This is a genomic window from Kosakonia arachidis (genome assembly GCF_900116535.1).
In the GTDB taxonomy this organism is placed as follows: domain Bacteria; phylum Pseudomonadota; class Gammaproteobacteria; order Enterobacterales; family Enterobacteriaceae; genus Kosakonia; species Kosakonia arachidis.
In genome coordinates this window covers 36,479-55,092 of record NZ_FPAU01000001.1, presented here as the reverse complement: position 1 = coordinate 55,092, position 18,614 = coordinate 36,479, and the positions used below count along the sequence as shown (strand labels likewise).

The window sequence follows — 18,614 nt, the reverse complement described above, 5'->3', positions numbered from 1 at the left end:
TTTCCTTTAAAGGGATGAGTGAGAGGCCGCGTGTTCGAACAGCGCACGGCGACGCAGGAACGCGGCGGAGGGTGGAGCAATCTGGATGACCGTGCGGTCACGGTTGAGCTCCTGCCAGCGATGGCAGGAGACCTGGCGGCCGCCTTCAAGTACCTGAGCAATCGGTTCGCGTTGCCGACATTCATCGGTGACGTGCGGGCAACGGGTATGAAAACGACAGCCCTGCGGCGGACTGGCCGGATTGGGTAAATCGCCCTGTAACAGCGGCATCTCACGCTTGAGGCCGGGCTGGGTCTGCGGCGCAGAGGCGATCAGCGCCTGTGTGTACGGGTGTAGTGGCGCGTCGAAGATCTCATCAACGGTCGCCATTTCGACGATCTGCCCGAGGTACATCACCGCCACGCGATCGCTCATATGGCGGATCACCGCCAGCCCATGCGCAACGATGATCATCGTCAGCCCAAGTTGCTGTTTCAGATTTTCCAGCAGGTTTACCACTTGCGCCTGCACCGATACATCCAGCGCGGACACGGGTTCATCGCCCAGCAGCAGCTTCGGCCCGGAAGCCAGCGCGCGGGCAATGCCAATACGCTGGCGCTGTCCACCGGAGAACTCATGCGGGAAACGCCGCGCCCAGGCCGCAGGCAGACCCACGGTCGCGAGCAGTTCGGCGACGCGCGCCTGGCGATCCGCTTTGCCCATTTTCTGGTGCAGCCACAACGGTTCGCCGACGATCTGCTCCACGGTCATGCGCGGGTTCAGCGAGGCGAAGGGATCCTGAAAGATGATTTGCAGCTCGCGGCGCAGCTGGTTTAACCGTGCGCCGCTGGCGTGAGTGATCTCTTCGCCCTGGTAGTAAACGCGCCCTTCGGACGCAGACAACAGGCGTAACAGCAGACGGCCCAGCGTCGATTTACCGGAACCCGACTCCCCCACAATCGCCAGCGTTTCACCGGGATAAACGGCGAGCGAAATGCGATCGACTGCCGTGACAAAGCGTTTTGGCTCGAACAGACGCGTCGCGCCGACAAAACGTTTGCTGAGATCGTGGGCCTCAAGAATCGGTGTCTTCATGCGGTTTCTCCCAGCGCAATATGTTGTTCAAGGGGCACGCGAAAACAGGCTGCCTGATGGCCCCGGCCCAGTGGCTGTAGCGACGGTTTTTCCGCGTGGCAGCGGCTCTGCGCAAACGGGCAGCGGGTGGCGAAACGGCAGCCTTTTGGCATCGCTTCCGGTAACGGTACGGCACCGGGAATGGTGGAGAGCTGGCCTTTGCGCGCGCCCAGCGAGGGAATCGAGCCCATCAGACCGATGGTGTACGGATGCTGCGGATCGGCAAAAATCGCCTCCACGCTGCCCTGCTCAACCACTTGCCCGGCGTACATGACAGCGACTTGCTGGGCGACTTCCGCCACCACGCCGAGATCGTGGGTGATCATCAATACTGCCGTGCCGGTTTCGGCTTTCAGGGTGTTGAGCAACGCCAGGATCTGCGCCTGAATAGTGACATCCAGCGCAGTTGTCGGCTCGTCGGCAATCAGCAGCCGCGGGTTGTTAATCAGCGCCATGGCAATCATCACGCGCTGTCGCATACCGCCGGAAAGCTGGTGTGGATACGCTTTCAGACGCATCTCCGCCGCCGGAATTTGCACCTTTTCGAGGATCTGTAGCGCGATATCCCACGCGCTCTGCCGGGAGACATGCTGGTGACGCATCACCGCTTCACTCAGTTGATCGCCAAGGGTGAATGAGGGGTTCAGCGACGTCATCGGCTCCTGAAAAATCATCGCCAGCTCATTACCGCGCAGGTCAGCATATTCCCTCGGCGAAAGCTGGCGCAGATTGTGGCCGCGAAACACCATTTCGCCGCTGAGGATCTGAGCGCTGTTGGGCAACAGCCCCATCAACGCCAGCGAGGTAATACTTTTACCGCAGCCGGATTCCCCCACCAGCGCCAGCGTTTCCCCACTTTTTATAGTCAGTGAAATACCGTCCAGTATGCTGACCGGACTACCGGCAAACTGGACTTTCAGGTTGTGCAGACGCAGGACGGGCGCGGGATCGTGAAAAGGAATGGTGGTCATGGCGTATCGTCCTCGAGATGAATGGCCTGGATCAGGGCATGTTGCAGATCGAGCAGATGTTCACGCATCGCCAGGAAAGCCTCCTGCGGCTGACGCTGTCGGATGGCGTGCATAATGCGGTGGTGATGATCGTTATAGCGTTCGACCTTCGCCGGGGTACGCGCCAGCTCCCGCAGATGGTGCCAGGCGGGTTCGCGCCGCACGGCGTCAATGGCGTCAAAAAGACCGAGCATCAAACGGTTTCCCGCCGCTTCAGCGATGGCCCGGTGAAAAGCGCTGTCCCATAGCTCATTAAGATCCGGATCGTCCGGATTGACGTTATCGATGCGTTCCAGCATGCGCTGCATTAGCGCCAGGTTTTCCGGGTTGGCGCGAAGTGCCGCCAACCGCGCAAGTCCCGGCTCAACCTGCAAGCGCGCTTCCATCACTTCCAGCATATTGGTTTGTTGCACCAGTCCCTGGAGTGCCAGTGGCGCGACCGGCGCAGCGGGGCCAATAAACGTGCCTTTGCCCTGCTTACGCCAGATCCGTCCCTCTTCTTCCAGTACGTCCAGCGCGCGGCGTACTTCTCTCCGCCCGATACCTAAGCGTTCCGCCAGTTCACGTTCTGTGGGCAATGGAGTCCCTGGTGTTGACTCATGTTGATGAATAAGCCCACGAAGTTGTTCAAGCGCCGTACTGGAATTTGCCAGATAGCGTGACGGTTTTTCCATATTGGTTCATCCGTATTTGGCGTTATTTTTTTATTTAATTACATAAAGTTAATTATTTCATCTTCGATGCCTTGCCTTTATAACTAAGCAATAAACGAACCAATTTCGTATTGGTTCAGTCATATTTTTGAAATTTTTGTTAATGATTTGATTTACTAATGTTTATTTTTGCGTGCGAGACGAAGGGGTATCCGTGGCATGATTTACTGAGCAGATAATGCACAATTTTAGTGCAAGGAATGCACTAAAACGGGAAGAATGCCCTGTGGTACTGACGCTTATCGGGTTTATATTGTTGGCTGTGGTGTAAGCCGGATAAGACGGCGCCGCCATTCGCTATTTTGGGAGTATCGTGGAAAGGTTCCGCTCACCAGGAGGACGGCATTTTTGGCAGATCGTGGAATTATTCCGTTCACCAGAAGACTGGCAGACACTTACGCTTTATCTCCGTGAACGGGATAAGGGGCGCTTGCCGCGCTCCCCTTATCAATCCCCGCGGCCCTGCGGGGACTCAACCCCGTCGCTTCAGCCTTTGTGTTCATCGGAGAAAATGGTGTGTGGCACTGAACCGGGGCTGCATCATTGGCTGTGATGTTGGCCGGATAAGGCAGAGCCGCCATCCGGCAGGTTTACGGCTAAAGCTGTCCGGCGCGGCGGGCTGCGGTACGCGCCAGCGCGGCCCAGTCGAGATGTCCTTCATCATGGGCCAGGCTTTCCACATGCGCGGCACGCAGCGTACCGGCAATCGCCATTGGCACATTCACCCGCTCGGCAGCATCCTGCGCCAGACGCACATCTTTCAACCCCAACGCCAGCTTAAATCCGGCTGGCTCGAAGATATCGCTGGCAATCGCCTGGCCATAACCTTTATAGACCGGTGCGGCAAACAACGTGGAAGTGATTAAATCAATGAAATCGGCTTTACTGACCTCATATCCCTGCACCAGCGCAACCGCCTCACCCATAGAGCCAATGGCGCTGGCAATCATAAAGTTGGCCGCCAGCTTAGCGGCATTCGCCTGCTCCGGCCGTGCTCCAAGATACCAGGTCTTCTGACCCAGCACATCCAGCAGCGGCTGCACTTTTGCCAGCAGTGCGCTATCGCCAGCTGCCAGAATATTTAACTGCCCTGCTTCGGCGACATTCACCCGCCCCAGTACCGGCGCGGCAAGATAACCGATATTACGCGCTCGGTGCAGTTGCGCCAGTTCCACTGCCAGATCGACGGAGATAGTCGCCATATTCAGGTGGATAGCCCCGGGTTTCAGCATCGCCAGCACATTGCCCTCAAGCACGACGCTGCGCGTGGCGTTATCGTCCGCCAGAATGGAAATAACCACATCAGCACCCATCACCGCGTCTGCGGCCGTTTTCGCCGGAGTTGCACCCAGCGATGCCAGTTTCTCACGCGGCCCGGCGGAGCGGTTCCAGCCCTGGACCTGATAACCGGCTTTGATTAGATTCGCGGCCATTGGCAGCCCCATGGTGCCAAGCCCCAGAAACGCAATCTTCATCACAATGCTCCTGTTGTTAGGTGACTGTGTTTAACGATAAAAAAGGCAGAGATTTCTCCCTGCCTCATTGTTGACTCATTGTGTTTTAAAGTTTGATGCTGCCCTGTCAGCCTTCGTGCAGCCCGCACTCGCGTTTCAGGCCGAAGAAGCGCGTCTCTTCTTCCGCCATGCCTGGCTCCCATTTGCGGGTGGTGTGCGTGTCGCCTACGGACAGATAACCCTGATCCCACAGTGGATGATACTTCAGGCCGTGTTTTTGCAGGTACTGGTATACCGTGCGATTGTCCCAGTCGATAATCGGCAGCACTTTAAATACGCCACGCTGGATAGCCAGCACAGGCAGATTGGCACGGCTACCGGATTGTTCACGCCGCAGCCCGGCAAACCAGGTTTGCGCGTTCAGTTCAGCAAGGGCGCGATTCATCGGTTCAACTTTGTTGATTTCATTGTATTTTTCAATGCCTTCAACACCCTGTTCCCACAACTTACCGTAACGCGCTTCCTGCCACGCCGGGCTTTGTTCTGCGCGGAATACTTTCAGGTTCAGCTTGAGCGTGTCCGTCAACTCGTCGATAAACTGGTAGGTTTCCGGAAACAGGTAGCCGGTGTCAGTCAGGATCACCGGAATGTTCGGCTGAATCTGGTTTACCAGATGCAGGCTTACCGCCGCCTGGATACCGAAGCTGGAGGAGAGCACATACTCGCCCGGCAGGTTTTCCAGCGCCCAGGCGACGCGTGCTTCAGCGTTCAGCTTTTCGAGTTGCGCATTGGTTTCAGCAAGCTGAAGCACACGTTCAACTTTCGGCAGCTCATTCAGCGCATTCAGATCAAGTCTGGACATAAGTTCCTCACCGTGTTCATTGCCCGATGGCACTTCGCTTATCAGGCCTACACATTACGCAAATCGTAGGCCGGATAAGGCGTTTACGCCACCATCCGGCATAACTGCATTATTCCCAGAAATCGCGCGCCGGATCGAGTATCGGACGGACGATCCCGGCACGAATGGTGAAATCGCCGAAGCCTTCACCCTCTTCGCGCTCGCTTGCCCAGCGTGCGATCAGCTCATCGAGCGTCGCCAGAATTTCCGTTTCGGTGATATTTTCCCGGAACATACGCGGAATACGCGTACCGATGCGGTTGCCGCCGATATGCAGGTTATAGCGGCCCGGCGCTTTACCAACCAGACCCACTTCCGCCAACATGGCGCGGCCGCAGCCGTTCGGGCAACCCGTGACGCGCAACACGATATGATCGTTGCCAACGCCATGTTTCTCCATCACCGCTTCCACTTTATCAACAAATGAAGGCAGGAAGCGTTCTGCTTCGGCCATGGCCAGCGGGCAAGTCGGGAATGACACACAGGCCATGGAATTTTCACGCTGCGGTTTTACCGCATCCATTAAGCCGTGGCTGCGCGCCAGTTTTTCGATTTTCGCTTTCTGGCTTTCCGGCACACCCGCCACAATCAGATTCTGGTTCGCCGTTAAACGAAAGTCGCCTTTATGGATCTTAGCAATTTCCAGCAGACCGGTTTTCAGCGGACGGCCCGGATAATCCAGAATACGACCATTTTCAATAAACAGCGTCAGATGCCATTTATTATCGATACCTTTAACCCAGCCAATGCGATCGCCGCGACCGGTAAATTCATACGGGCGAATCGGTTCAAATTTGATCCCCGCGCGGCGTTCCACTTCCGCCTTGAACGTGTCAATGCCAACACGTTCCAGCGTATATTTGGTTTTGGCGTTTTTACGGTCGGTACGGTTACCCCAGTCGCGCTGGGTCGTAACCACCGCTTCTGCTACCGCCAGCGTATGCTCCAGCGGCAGATAACCAAACTCGCTCGCGGTGCGGGCGTAGGTTTTCTTATTGCCATGTTCAATGGAAAGCCCGCCGCCCACCAGCAGGTTAAAGCCGACCAGCTTGCCGTTTTCCGCTACCGCAACAAAGTTCATGTCGTTGGCATGCAGATCCACGTCGTTCTGCGGCGGAATAACCACTGTGGTTTTGAACTTACGCGGCAGGTAAGTTTTACCTAAGATAGGCTCTTCATCCGTGGTCGCCACTTTCTCGGCATCGTGCCAGATCTCCGCATAAGCGCGGGTACGCGGCAACAGATGCTCGGAGAGCTTTTTCGCCCACTCGTAGGCTTCTGCATGCAGTTCCGACTCAACCGGGTTCGACGTACACAGCACATTACGGTTAACGTCGTTGGCGGTCGCCAGCGCGTCCAGCCCGACTTCATGCAGCATCTGATGTGCCGGTTTGACGTTCTTCTTCAGAATACCGTGGAACTGGAATGTCTGGCGGTTGGTCAGACGAATGCTGCCGTAAAGGGTCTTATCAGCAGCAAACTTATCGATCGATAGCCACTGCTTCGGCGTAATGATGCCGCCTGGCAGTCGGCAGCGCAGCATCATCGCGTGGCGCGGCTCCAGTTTCTGCTCTGCGCGTTCGGCGCGAATATCGCGGTCATCCTGCTGATACATACCGTGAAAACGGATCAGCAGGAAATTGTCGCCGTTGAAACCGCCTGTCAGGCCGTCGTGCAGATCTTCTGCAATCGTACCGCGCAGATAGTTGCTTTCGAGCTTCAGACGCTCGGCGTCGGCCAGTTTACCTTCGACCACCAGTGGGCCGGGATGTTTTTCACTCATTAGTAGACATCTCGCTGATAACGGCGCTCAACGCGCAGCTCACTTAAGAATTCATCCGCCGCTTCGGTATCCATGCCACCGAATTCGGCAATCACGTCCAGTAAAGCCTGCTCGACATCTTTCGCCATGCGATTGGCATCGCCGCAGACATAAATGTGCGCACCGTCATTGATCCAGCGCCACAGTTCTGCGCCCTGTTCGCGCAGTTTGTCTTGTACGTAGACTTTTTCTTTTTGATCACGGGACCAGGCCAAATCAATACGATTCAGCACGCCCTCTTTAACGTAACGCTGCCACTCCACCTGATAGAGGAAATCTTCGGTAAAGTGCGGATTGCCAAAGAATAGCCAGTTTTTACCCGGCGCTTCATCAGCCGCGCGTTGTTGAATAAAGGCGCGGAACGGCGCAATACCCGTGCCCGGGCCAATCATAATGACCGGTGTTTCCGGGTTGGCTGGCAAGCGGAAGTTATCGTTGTGTTCGATGAACACACGCACTTCACCCTCTTCTTCCACACGATCCGCGAGGAAGCTGGAAGCACCGCCCATACGCGCACGCCCTTCCACGTCGTAACGCACCACACCGACGGTAACATGCACTTCGTTTTCCACTTCCGCCTGCGAAGAAGCAATAGAGTAGAGACGCGGCGTTAGCGGACGCAGCAGCCCCATCAGCGCTTGCGCATCAAGTTGCGCCGGAGAGAAACGCACCATATCGACAATCGGCGTTGTCGCGGCATAATGCTGTAACTGGGCTTTATCTCCCACCAGCGGCAACAACGTTTCGCTGCGCGTCAAAGTAGCGTAATTCTCCACAATGTTGGCGGTGTTGACCGTTAGCTCAAAGTGCCACTGCAACGCTTCAGCGAGCGGCTGTGTTTTACCGTCAACCGTCACTGGCTCATCGCCCTTCAACCACAGCAGTTCCAGTAGTTCTTTCACCAGGGCCGGATCGTTCTGATACCAGACGCCCAGTGCGTCGCCCGGCTGGTAGCGCAACCCCGAATCCCCGAGATCGATTTCGATATGACGCACGTCTTTTTCGGAATGACGACCGGTGATTTTCTGGTTCACGGATAAACTCGCCGTCAACGGCGCTTCTTTAGTATAGGGGCTGGAGAAAACCTCGTTCACCGCGCCCATCGCGCTCGCCACGGCCTGCGCCGAAGCGTCTTTCGGTACGCGGGATTTCAGCACCTCGACGATACGTGCGCGCCATTCGGCAGCCGCAGCCTGATACTCGACATCGGCGTCAACGCGGTCCAGCAGTCGCTCCGCGCCCAGTTCAGCAAGTTTGCTGTCGAAGTCTTTCCCCGCCTGACAGAAGAATTCATATGATGTATCGCCAAGGCCGAACACCGCAAAAGCAGTGCCATCCAGTTTTGGCGCTTTTTTCGAGAACAGGAATTTATGCAGTGCAACAGCTTCTTCCGGCGCTTCACCTTCGCCCTGGGTTGAGGCCACCATCACCAGCAATTTTTCGTTAGCGATTTGTTTGAACTTATAGTCGCCGGCGTTAACCAGGTTGACGTTAAGTTTCGCCGCCAGCAGATCGTCACGCAGCACTTCCGCCACGCGGCGAGCGTTACCGGTTTGCGACGCGGAAATCAGCGTAATTGCCGGAACTTCTGGCGCAGAGGTTGGCACTGTAGTAGCTGCTGAAGGCTGTTGGTTAAGCACGCCCCAGAAATAACCAGAAACCCAGGCTAACTGGGTGGGCGTCAAATCAGTGGTTGCGGCCTGAAGGCGCGCCAGTTGCTCCGGGTTTAGCGGCAGCAACGCGGAAGGTGGTGCCTGAGTTGTCATGCGTTGTTATGTTCCAGTAGCGAAAATTTCCCTTCGTTTTGCAGACAGCCTTTTTCACGGTCAACAGCGCAAAAACGATAAGGAGATATAATTTTAAAAAACGAAGTGAAGCTAAGGTTAACGGCGGGATAATAACAATTAAAGAAAGGTTGGAAATAATAAATAACCAAAAGAACTAACCTGTTTTAGCTATAGTTACTAACACTAAAACTGGTTAATTAACTTACTGAATTATAATAATAAAATAAATAGAGGTGAGCAGTATTTTGCGGGTAAACACTTTTAGCGATTTTAGTTAATGCTAAAAAAGGTCATTTCCGCTACTATGCGGCGGTTTTTTGTCAGTCTGAGAGTACATTATGCCGACCACGTTGTTTAAAGATTTCACCTTTGAAGCCGCTCACCATTTACCGCATGTCCCGCAAGGGCATAAGTGCGGTCGTCTGCATGGCCACTCCTTTCTGGTGCGCCTGGAGATCACCGGCGAGGTGGATCCTTATACCGGCTGGATCATGGACTTCGCCGAACTGAAAGCGGCGTTTAAGCCGTTGTATGACAGGCTGGATCACTATTATCTGAATGAGATCCCGGGTCTGGAAAACCCCACCAGCGAAGTGCTGGCAAAGTGGATTTGGGATCAGATGAAGCCAGTTGTGCCTCTGCTGAGCGCAGTCATGGTGAAAGAAACCTGCACCGCAGGTTGTGTCTATCGCGGCGAATAAGCGAGCCGGTCATTTCTTTCCGGGGATGTCTGACCGGTAGCCGTTAGCGAACCTGAAAGCCGCCATCAACGGTCAGCACATGGCCGTTGACAGAATCCGCTGCGCGGCTTGTAAAAATCCCCATCAGCCCCTGCTTAATCTTCTCGGCGGTTCGCCGGGACAGGATAGTAATACGTTTTGGCTTTACTGCGGGCAAACCGCGGCATATTCGTTGAATACTGGCCCGGTGCCATGAACATGAATCCTTTTTCGTCAACGATACAGAGAGTGATTAATAACGGCGCGGGCCTGGAAACGTGCCAGGCCTTGCAGTGAACATTTCATCAGGTATCATGCGGAAAAAACGGCCCACAGGTCGGGCCGTTTTATCAGGCAATGTTCAGGTATTTATGTGTCTGCATCGAGAGCCGCCAGTTGCGGGCGATGCAGGTTTCAATACACAGGCGAGTGGCATCCTCTTTCTGGCTGATAGGCTGCAAGGCGATCACCCGAGGCTTGTCATCGGTTAACTGCGCCAGCAGTTCGTCCAGCGCTTCGATATCGCGCATGCGCCCGACAGGATGCTTAATTTCATCCGCACGCTCCAGCGCCTGTAACAGCACATCGTAGCCGCCGCGCATATTCACCTTCGGCGATACCGTCACCCAGGTGGAATGGGAAGCACGCACTTCATGCGTGCCGCTGGTTTCGATCTGACAGCTAAAACCATTCAGCTCAAGCAGGCTGGTAAGCGACGTCAAATCATGAATACAGGGTTCGCCACCGGTGATCACCACATGACGCGCCGTCCAGCCCTGGCGAGCAATAATCGCCAGCAGATCTTCACTACTGGCCGCCCCCCACTTATCGCTCTCTTTGGTTTTCGCAAGGATGCTGAACAGCGACACTTCCCGATCCGCAAGCTTATCCCAGGTGTGTTTGGTGTCGCACCAGGCGCAACCAACCGGGCATCCCTGTAGACGAATAAAAATGGCAGGAACGCCGGTAAAATAACCCTCGCCTTGCAGGGTCTGGAACATCTCGTTAATCGGGTACTGCATAGTCAACTCTGATCGGAAATAAACGTTAATTATTGCAGATCCTGGCTTAACCTTCATAGCCTTTCGCGGTATCGCACTTTTCCGCCACCGGCAACCGCTTAAAAAAATGTAACTATATGTGTTTTTTATTACATATCGACGCAAATTGTCGTCGCTATGTAATGTTGTCAATAGAAATATAAAACAATTAAAATCAATGAGTTATTTTTTTGACTTTTTGTGCTGGAATTAATTACTCACTGCCGTTGTCAAAAGCAAATCCCCTATTTCCCTTTCCTTAAAACAAGCTTAAGAAAGCCCCCTTTCTCGCTCTACTTTATTGATATGGCGTTTAGCTTTCCGTGCTTACAATCCACCCTGGCAACGCTGGAGAGAAAGCATTCATGAAAACATTATTAATAACGGGCGTGACAGGATTTCTGGGTGGAGCGGTATTGGAAAAAATTCTCCACGGCAGTGAAGCCATAAATTTACTGCTGTTGGTAAGGGCAGAAGACAAAGAGGCCGGGCTTGAGCGCGTTAGAAGTAACATGCGCAAATTTGGTCTGACAGATGCAGTGCTCAGTACACTTGATACTTCGCAAATCCTGCTGGGGGATTTGGGCGAGCCGGAAGGCTTCATCAACGATCCTGCGCTGGACAGCGTCACTCACGTGCTGAACTGTGCTGCGGTTGCCTCTTTTGGCAATAACCCGCTGGTCTGGAAAGTGAATGTCGAAGGGACTCTGGCCTTTGCCCGCAGAATGTCGCAGGTTGCGGGTTTACAGCGTTTTCTTCACGTCGGTACAGCGATGTCCTGCACGCCGGAACCCGATTCTCTGGTGCCGGAAAGCGCAGAGTTTCGCGAGAATGCGGAGCATCTGGTGACCTATACCCGCTCCAAATCGACCATTGAGCAACTGATGCGCCAGGAGTGCCCGCAGATGCCGCTGGTAATTGCCCGCCCTTCTATCGTCGTTGGGCATACTCACCATGGGTGTCTGCCATCAACCAGTATTTTCTGGGTCTTCAGTATGGGGCTGATGTTGCAGAAATTTATGTGCTCGATGGAGGATCGCGTCGATGTTATCCCGGTCGATTATTGTGCCGATGCATTACTGATGCTGCTTAAAGGCCAAATCGCTCAGGGCGAAGTGGTGCACATTTCTGCCGGCGAAGAGAACAGCGTACGTTTTGCTGATATTGATAAAGCGATGGCACGAGCGCTGGAAAAAGCACCTGTGGGCGATAAATACGCGCAGGTCAGTTACGAGACGCTGGTGAAGATGCGCCGCGAGCTGAAGGGTATTTTCGGTCCCTGTAATGAGCGACTGATGTTGAAAGCGATGCGTTTGTACGGCGCGTTCGCCATGCTCAACGTGCGTTTCAGCAACGATAAGCTGCTGAGTATGGGTATGCCGAAGCCACCTCGCTTTACGGACTATATTGCCCGTTGCGTACAAACGACGCGTGGGCTGACAATCCCACAGCAGATGGAAGTGGATTTCAAATAGCAAAAAAATAGCAAAAAAAATGCCAGTCAGATGACTGGCATTTTTCATTTCACAAGGGCTTAGCGATTACGCCTGACCTTTGATCTCTTTACGACCGTTAAACGGAGCCTGTTCACCCAGCGCTTCTTCGATACGAATCAGCTGGTTGTATTTAGCAACGCGGTCAGAACGGCTCATAGAACCCGTTTTGATCTGGCCTGCAGCGGTACCAACAGCCAGGTCAGCAATCGTAGCGTCTTCAGTTTCGCCAGAACGGTGAGAAATAACAGCGGTGTAGCCAGCGTCTTTCGCCATTTTGATCGCAGCCAGAGTTTCGGTCAGAGAACCGATCTGGTTGAATTTGATCAGGATGGAGTTAACGATGCCTTTTTCGATGCCTTCTTTCAGGATCTTGGTGTTGGTTACGAACAGATCGTCACCAACCAGCTGGATTTTGTCGCCCAGAACTTTGGTCTGGTATGCGAAGCCCGCCCAGTCAGATTCGTCCAGACCATCTTCGATGGAAACGATCGGATACTGTTTGGTCAGATCTTCCAGGAAGTGGGTGAACTCTTCGGAGGTGAACGCTTTGTTACCTTCGCCAGCCAGAACGTATTTACCGTCTTTGTAGAATTCAGACGCTGCGCAGTCCATCGCCAGGGTGATGTCTTTGCCCAGTTCGTAGCCCGCAGCTTTTACCGCTTCAGCGATAACAGCCAGTGCTTCGGCGTTAGAACCCAGGTTCGGCGCATAGCCACCTTCGTCACCAACAGCAGTGTTCATGCCTTTGGATTTCAGAACTTTTGCCAGGTTATGGAACACTTCTGAACCCATACGTACAGCTTCTTTCAGGGTTTTCGCGCCAACCGGCTGAATCATGAATTCCTGAATGTCGACGTTGTTGTCAGCGTGCTCACCACCGTTGATGATGTTCATCATCGGAAGCGGCATAGAGTATTTGCCCGGGGTGCCGTTCAGTTCAGCAATGTGAGCGTACAGCGGCAGGCCTTTAGAGGCAGCAGCAGCTTTAGCAACGGCCAGAGACACGGCCAGGATTGCGTTTGCACCGAAGTTAGATTTGTTTTCGGTACCGTCCAGATCGATCATGATCTTATCGATGCCAGCCTGGTCTTTTGCATCTTTACCCAGGACTGCCTGAGCGATCGGGCCGTTAACCGCGCCAACCGCTTTCAGTACGCCTTTACCCATGAAACGGGATTTGTCGCCATCGCGCAGTTCCAGCGCTTCGCGGGAACCCGTAGAAGCACCTGACGGCGCAGCCGCCAGACCTACGAAACCACCTTCCAGGTGTACTTCGGCTTCAACAGTCGGGTTACCACGGGAGTCGATGATTTCACGACCGATGACTTTAACGATTTTGGACATTAGGTTTTCCTCAGTACAAGTTAAACTAAAACTCCAGACAAACAACGCGTACCAAAGGTACGCGTTGTCGTTGTAACTTTTTTACTTCGCCTGACGCTTTTGATGCTCGCTGGCGGCTTTTACAAAGCCAGCAAACAGCGGATGCCCATCACGCGGCGTAGAAGTAAACTCCGGATGGAACTGACAGGCGACGAACCATGGATGATTCGGTACCTCGATGATCTCGACCAACTGATCATCCCCGGAACGGCCTGCAATACGCAGACCCGCAGCTTCAATTTGTTTCAACAGCATATTGTTGACTTCGTAACGGTGGCGATGGCGTTCAACGATAGTCGGTGTGCCGTAAAGCTGACGAACCAGGCTATCATCGCCAAGCTGGCACTGCTGCGCACCGAGGCGCATCGTACCGCCGAGATCGCTCTTCTCAGAACGCTGCTCAACGTTGCCATCTTCATCACGCCACTCGGTAATCAACGCCACAACCGGGTATTTACAGTCTGGCACAAATTCCGTGGAGTTGGCGTTCTCCATCCCGACCACGTTACGTGCGAATTCAATCAACGCAACCTGCATACCCAGGCAAATGCCCAGGTAAGGAATATTGTTTTCACGCGCATAGCGTGCGGTGGCTATTTTGCCTTCCACACCGCGGTAACCGAAGCCGCCAGGGATGAGGATAGCATCCAGATCTTTCAGAATCTCCACACCGCGCGTTTCAACATCCTGTGAATCAATCAGCTTGATGTTGACAGTAACGCGGTTTTTCAGACCACCGTGTTTCAGCGCTTCGATCACCGATTTGTAGGCATCCGGCAGTTCAATGTACTTGCCGACCATACCGATGGTGACTTCGCCTGACGGATTCGCTTCCTGGTAAATAACCTGTTCCCATTCGGCCAGGTTCGCTTCCGGACAGTTCAAGCTGAATCGTTTACAAATATAATCGTCCAGCCCCTGGGATTTCAACAGGCCCGGGATTTTATAAATAGAATCGACGTCTTTCAGAGAAATCACTGCTTTTTCTGGAACGTTACAGAACAAAGCAATTTTCGCGCGTTCGTTAGCAGGAACAGCCCGATCGGAACGACAAATCAGGATATCAGGCTGAATACCGATGGAAAGGAGCTCTTTCACTGAGTGCTGTGTCGGCTTGGTTTTCACTTCGCCGGAAGCGGCCATGTACGGCACCAGCGTCAGGTGCATATAGAGCGTGCGCTCACGGCCCACTTCTACCGCCATCTGACGAATCGCTTCAAGGAATGGCAGGGATTCGATATCACCTACAGTACCGCCGATTTCAACCAGCGCGACATCGTGGCCTTCGCCGCCTTCAATGATGCGCTCTTTGATAGCGTTAGTGATATGCGGAATAACCTGTACGGTCGCGCCCAGATAGTCGCCACGACGCTCTTTACGCAGAACCTCGGAATAAATGCGACCGGTGGTAAAGTTGTTGCGACGCGTCATTTTAGTGCGGATGAAGCGCTCGTAGTGACCCAAATCAAGATCGGTTTCAGCGCCATCTTCGGTAACGAACACTTCGCCATGCTGGATTGGGCTCATCGTCCCTGGATCGACGTTAATATACGGATCCAGTTTCATCATAGTGACGTTAAGGCCACGAGCTTCGAGAATGGCTGCCAGGGAGGCTGCGGCAATGCCTTTACCCAGAGAGGATACGACCCCGCCGGTCACAAAAATATAGTTCGTTGTCATGCTGAACCTGAGAAGTTAGGTTTAAAAGACGATGGAGTAACCAAGACGGGAAAGCAGTATACCCGATCATGGCTGAGGCCACAAACTTTCATTCTCCCTCTCCTTCGTTCTTCAGGCCGCATCTGCCCTGACTTCATTCACCCATCGCGGACGCACAGCATGACGATACGCGCAGGGATTTTCACCGTTGACGCCTTGCTGCGCCCCGAATAAGTTGAAGAGGCGCTTCACAAAGCGTTCTGGCAGATATAAGGAGTGTGAAAATAGCGGCTTTCAGGTAAATGTTTTTGACGTAAATCAAGCGCTTGTTATTTAAAAAATCACACAAATGGCGCTTACTGAAACAATTCCGTTAAAGATCATGTTCCTGGCGTTTTACCTGTTGCCAGATATTTTCCATTGCTTCCAGATCCACACCGGTCATTTCCAGCCCGCGCTCGTGGACAATTCGCTCTACCTCGCGGAAACGGCGCTCAAATTTCAGGTTCGCTTTTTGCAGCGCGACTTCCGCTTTGATCCCCAGATGGCGCGACAGATTTACCGTAGCGAACAGTAAATCACCGACCTCTTCTTCCAGTCTTGCCTCATCCACCACGGCCTGTTTCGCTTCGTCCATCACTTCATCGATTTCTTCATACACCTTATCGAGTACCGGCCCAAGCGACGTCCAGTCAAAACCCACGCCGGAGCAGCGTTTCTGGATTTTATGTGCCCGCATCAGCGCAGGCAGGCTGTGGGGAATGTCGTCCAGCGCTGAGTGTTGCGCTTTCTCAGCACGTTCTTCGGTTTTGATTTGCTCCCAGCGCGCCAGCACTTCCGCGCTACTTCCGGCATGGGCGTCACCAAAAATATGCGGGTGACGGCGTTCCAGTTTGTCGCTAATCGCCGCGCAGACATCGTTAAAATCAAAGCGCCCCTCTTCCTGCGCCATCCGGGCGTAAAACACCACCTGGAACAGCAGATCGCCCAGCTCACCGCGTAGATCGTCAAAATCTTCCCGGTTGATAGCGTCCAGCACTTCGTACGTCTCTTCCAACGTATAGGGCGCAATGGTGGCGTAGGTCTGTTCGTTGTCCCACGGACAGCCGGTTTCCGGGTCGCGCAGACGTTGCATGATCCCGAGCAGACGATTAATTTGAGTCATGAGTCTTCCTGGTAAAAATGGGATCCTCTCCGCTGACGGGAGAGGATCGGATGAAGTGAAAATCAGCCACCGTGAAGACGACGGGCGTCGATAACATCCGGCACCTGGTTGAGTTTGCCAAGCACGCGGCCCAACACTTGCAGGTTGTAGATTTCGATATTCATATCGATGGTTGCGAGCTGTTCTTTGGTGTCGCTGCGGCTGGCAACGCCCAGCACGTTCACCTTCTCATTGGCGAGAATAGTGGTGATATCGCGCAGCAGCCCGCTACGGTCGTTTGCCGTCACGCGCACGACCAGCGAGTAACCCGCCGAGTAGCTCTCGCCCCAGACAGCATCCACGATACGCTCTGGCGCAACGGTACGAAGCTCTTCCAGTTGATCGCAGTCGGCGCGGTGGATCGAGATCCCGCGCCCCTGGGTGATAAATCCGACAATTTCATCGCCCGGAATCGGCTGGCAGCAACGTGCGATGTGATGCATCAGATTACCAACGCCTTCCACTACCACACGACCATTGTCTTTGCTGCGGTTTTGCGGCGTGTAAGTTTTCTGCTGCAACTGTTTCAGCGCGGCAGCGTCCTGCTCTTCTGCGCTTGGTTTATTGAACTGCGATTGCAGGAAATTCACCATCTGATTCAGACGGATATCGCCGCCGCCAATCGCCGCCAGCAACTCTTCCAGCTCGTTAAAGTTGTAACGCGGCAGCAGATGTTTTTCCGCCTCTTTCAGGCTGATCCCCAGGTGCGCCAGCTCATCGTCCAGAATCTGCCGCCCGGCAAGAATGTTTTTGTCGCGATCCTGCTTACGGAACCAGGCGTGGATCTTCGAACGCCCACGGCTGGTCGTCACATAGCCGAGGTTTGGGTTCAGCCAGTCGCGGCTAGGGTTCGGCTGCTTCTGGGTGATAACTTCGATCTGGTCGCCCATCTGCAACTGGTAGGTAAAGGGCACGATGCGCCCGCCGATCTTCGCGCCGATGCAACGATGCCCGACGTCGCTGTGAATGTGATAGGCAAAGTCCAGCGGTGTGGAACCCGCAGGCAGGTCGACAACATCGCCCTTTGGCGTAAACACATACACCCGATCGTCAAAGACCTGGCTGCGGACTTCATCCAGCAGTTCGCCGGAATCGGCCATCTCTTCCTGCCAGGCGATCAGCTTACGCAGCCATGCAATCCTGTCTTCATGCGCTGAACGCGGGCTACCAGCAACTGCCGTCCCCTCTTTGTACTTCCAGTGCGCAGCGACGCCCAGCTCGGCATCTTCATGCATCTGGCGCGTACGAATCTGGATTTCAACGGTTTTCCCGCCAGGCCCAAGCACTACCGTATGAATAGACTGATAACCGTTAGGTTTCGGGTTGGCGACGTAGTCGTCGAACTCATCTGGCAGATGGCGGTAATGGGTATGCACAATCCCCAGCGCCGCGTAACAGTCCTGCAAGCGTTCGGCGACGATACGCACGGCACGCACGTCAAACAGCTCGTCAAAGGCAAGGTGTTTTTTCTGCATCTTGCGCCAGATACTGTAGATATGCTTTGGTCGGCCGTAGACCTCAGCTTTGACGCCTTCGGTTTTCATTTCAGCGCGCAGATGACCGACAAACTCGTCGATATAGTGTTCGCGATCGATACGGCGTTCATGCAGCAGCTTGGCTATCCGTTTGTATTCCGCCGGATGCAGGTAGCGGAAGCAGTAATCCTCCAGCTCCCATTTCAGTTGCCCGATGCCCAGCCGGTTAGCCAGCGGCGCATAGATGTTAGTACACTCTTTTGCCGCCAGTACGCGTTCATCTTCCGGCGCATCTTTCACTTCACGCAGATGCGCGATACGTTCGGCCAGCTTAATAACCACGCAGCGGAAATCATCGACCATCGCCAGCAACATGCGGCGAACGTTATCGACCTGTTCAGAAGAGACGGAATCCGTATGGGTGGCTTTCAACTGGCGGATGGCGGCCATGTCGCGCACACCGTGGATCAGGTTGACCACCGAGGCGCCGACGTTTTCACGCAGCACCTCTTCGCTCACCACTTCAGCATCACCCAGCGGAAACAGCAGCGCAGCGCGCAACGTGTCGATATCCATACTCAGCATGGAGAGAATTTCCACCATCTCAATGCCGCGCCACAACAGTACACCGGCATCCGGATGCCCCTGCGTTTGTCGCAGACAATATTCCCAGGTTTCGGTTAAGCGTTCACACGACAGCTGATTGGTGATCCCCAGACTGGCAATCCACTTGGCTGGATCGAATTCACCCGCTTTGTTCAAATGCGCACTGCGTACCGCAACCATTGTCCTCTCCTTTCAGGGACCGGGCCTGCCGAATTCGACAAGCCGAAATTAA

At 54.1% G+C, this 18,614-nt stretch carries 14 protein-coding genes; 2 read left to right on the top strand and 12 right to left on the bottom strand.

The features are described 5' to 3' along the window. Positions 1–6 precede the first annotated feature (6 nt). The 7 genes from BM427_RS00210 to cysJ all read right to left on the bottom strand — a co-directional run bounded on the left by BM427_RS00210 (position 7) and on the right by cysJ (position 8,779). Entirely contained in the window at positions 7–1,074 is a 1,068-nt protein-coding gene (locus BM427_RS00210; protein WP_090118273.1) for an ABC transporter ATP-binding protein, read from the bottom strand. Next, positions 1,071–2,084 carry an ABC transporter ATP-binding protein gene (locus BM427_RS00205; RefSeq protein ID WP_090118272.1) on the bottom strand — a complete coding sequence of 338 codons (1,014 nt, stop codon included), beginning with the start codon at positions 2,082–2,084 and terminating at the stop codon, positions 1,071–1,073. Before BM427_RS00205 ends, BM427_RS00210 begins: the two co-directional genes overlap by 4 nt. Further along, positions 2,081–2,797, bottom strand: a complete 717-nt coding sequence (locus BM427_RS00200) for a FadR/GntR family transcriptional regulator (protein WP_090118271.1) — start codon at positions 2,795–2,797, stop codon at positions 2,081–2,083. The genes BM427_RS00205 and BM427_RS00200 overlap by 4 nt, the downstream gene beginning before the upstream one ends. A 635-nt stretch (positions 2,798–3,432) precedes the next feature. Further along, positions 3,433–4,311, bottom strand: a complete 879-nt coding sequence (locus BM427_RS00195; RefSeq protein WP_090118270.1) for an NAD(P)-dependent oxidoreductase — start codon at positions 4,309–4,311, stop codon at positions 3,433–3,435. Between the two features lie 106 nt (positions 4,312–4,417). Further along, positions 4,418–5,152 (bottom strand): phosphoadenosine phosphosulfate reductase, encoded by a 735-nt coding sequence (gene cysH / locus BM427_RS00190; RefSeq protein WP_090118269.1) that lies wholly within the window; start codon positions 5,150–5,152, stop codon positions 4,418–4,420. 109 nt (positions 5,153–5,261) lie between these two features. Next, on the bottom strand, positions 5,262–6,974 hold the full coding sequence (cysI, locus tag BM427_RS00185) for an assimilatory sulfite reductase (NADPH) hemoprotein subunit (RefSeq protein WP_090118268.1): 1,713 nt from the start codon (positions 6,972–6,974) through the stop codon (positions 5,262–5,264). Beyond that, positions 6,974–8,779 (bottom strand): NADPH-dependent assimilatory sulfite reductase flavoprotein subunit, encoded by a 1,806-nt coding sequence (gene cysJ / locus BM427_RS00180; protein WP_090118267.1) that lies wholly within the window; start codon positions 8,777–8,779, stop codon positions 6,974–6,976. The genes cysI and cysJ overlap by 1 nt, the downstream gene beginning before the upstream one ends. A gap of 359 nt (positions 8,780–9,138) precedes the next feature. On the opposite strand from cysJ, the gene queD reads away from it, so the two are divergent. Beyond that, positions 9,139–9,501 carry a 6-carboxytetrahydropterin synthase QueD gene (gene queD, locus BM427_RS00175; protein WP_090118266.1) on the top strand — a complete coding sequence of 121 codons (363 nt, stop codon included), beginning with the start codon at positions 9,139–9,141 and terminating at the stop codon, positions 9,499–9,501. A 368-nt stretch (positions 9,502–9,869) separates the two neighbouring features. Here the strand turns inward: queD and queE are convergent, their stop codons facing one another. Next, positions 9,870–10,541 (bottom strand): 7-carboxy-7-deazaguanine synthase QueE, encoded by a 672-nt coding sequence (queE, locus tag BM427_RS00170; protein WP_090118265.1) that lies wholly within the window; start codon positions 10,539–10,541, stop codon positions 9,870–9,872. 383 nt (positions 10,542–10,924) lie between these two features. Between queE and BM427_RS00165 the strand changes: the two genes are divergently transcribed. After that, the gene (locus BM427_RS00165; RefSeq protein WP_090118264.1) at positions 10,925–12,034 is read left to right on the top strand and encodes an SDR family oxidoreductase; all 1,110 of its coding nucleotides are present in this window, start codon (positions 10,925–10,927) and stop codon (positions 12,032–12,034) included. 66 nt (positions 12,035–12,100) lie between these two features. On the opposite strand, the gene eno is transcribed toward BM427_RS00165, so the two are convergent. The 4 genes from eno to relA all read right to left on the bottom strand — a co-directional run bounded on the left by eno (position 12,101) and on the right by relA (position 18,562). Next, complete coding sequence (gene eno / locus BM427_RS00160; RefSeq protein ID WP_090118263.1) at positions 12,101–13,399, bottom strand: phosphopyruvate hydratase; 1,299 nt, start codon at positions 13,397–13,399, stop codon at positions 12,101–12,103. An 81-nt stretch (positions 13,400–13,480) separates the two neighbouring features. Then, positions 13,481–15,118, bottom strand: a complete 1,638-nt coding sequence (gene pyrG, locus BM427_RS00155; protein ID WP_090118262.1) for a glutamine hydrolyzing CTP synthase — start codon at positions 15,116–15,118, stop codon at positions 13,481–13,483. Between the two features lie 352 nt (positions 15,119–15,470). Further along, positions 15,471–16,262: a nucleoside triphosphate pyrophosphohydrolase gene (mazG, locus tag BM427_RS00150; RefSeq protein WP_090118261.1), complete on the bottom strand. Its 792-nt coding sequence runs from the start codon at positions 16,260–16,262 to the stop codon at positions 15,471–15,473. A 62-nt stretch (positions 16,263–16,324) separates the two neighbouring features. Then, positions 16,325–18,562: a GTP diphosphokinase gene (relA, locus tag BM427_RS00145; protein WP_090118260.1), complete on the bottom strand. Its 2,238-nt coding sequence runs from the start codon at positions 18,560–18,562 to the stop codon at positions 16,325–16,327. Positions 18,563–18,614: the final 52 nt, after the last annotated feature.

Excerpts from the sequence above, each read along its gene's own strand:
- BM427_RS00210 (WP_090118273.1), bottom strand. The coding sequence starts at position 1,074 with ATGAAGACACCGATTCTTGAGGCCCACGATCTCAGCAAACGTTTTGTC.
- BM427_RS00205 (WP_090118272.1), bottom strand. The coding sequence starts at position 2,084 with ATGACCACCATTCCTTTTCACGATCCCGCGCCCGTCCTGCGTCTGCAC.
- BM427_RS00200 (WP_090118271.1), bottom strand. The coding sequence starts at position 2,797 with ATGGAAAAACCGTCACGCTATCTGGCAAATTCCAGTACGGCGCTTGAA.
- BM427_RS00195 (WP_090118270.1), bottom strand. The coding sequence starts at position 4,311 with ATGAAGATTGCGTTTCTGGGGCTTGGCACCATGGGGCTGCCAATGGCC.
- cysH (WP_090118269.1), bottom strand. The coding sequence starts at position 5,152 with ATGTCCAGACTTGATCTGAATGCGCTGAATGAGCTGCCGAAAGTTGAA.
- cysI (WP_090118268.1), bottom strand. The coding sequence starts at position 6,974 with ATGAGTGAAAAACATCCCGGCCCACTGGTGGTCGAAGGTAAACTGGCC.
- cysJ (WP_090118267.1), bottom strand. The coding sequence starts at position 8,779 with ATGACAACTCAGGCACCACCTTCCGCGTTGCTGCCGCTAAACCCGGAG.
- queD (WP_090118266.1), top strand. The coding sequence starts at position 9,139 with ATGCCGACCACGTTGTTTAAAGATTTCACCTTTGAAGCCGCTCACCAT.
- queE (WP_090118265.1), bottom strand. The coding sequence starts at position 10,541 with ATGCAGTACCCGATTAACGAGATGTTCCAGACCCTGCAAGGCGAGGGT.
- BM427_RS00165 (WP_090118264.1), top strand. The coding sequence starts at position 10,925 with ATGAAAACATTATTAATAACGGGCGTGACAGGATTTCTGGGTGGAGCG.
- eno (WP_090118263.1), bottom strand. The coding sequence starts at position 13,399 with ATGTCCAAAATCGTTAAAGTCATCGGTCGTGAAATCATCGACTCCCGT.
- pyrG (WP_090118262.1), bottom strand. The coding sequence starts at position 15,118 with ATGACAACGAACTATATTTTTGTGACCGGCGGGGTCGTATCCTCTCTG.
- mazG (WP_090118261.1), bottom strand. The coding sequence starts at position 16,262 with ATGACTCAAATTAATCGTCTGCTCGGGATCATGCAACGTCTGCGCGAC.
- relA (WP_090118260.1), bottom strand. The coding sequence starts at position 18,562 with ATGGTTGCGGTACGCAGTGCGCATTTGAACAAAGCGGGTGAATTCGAT.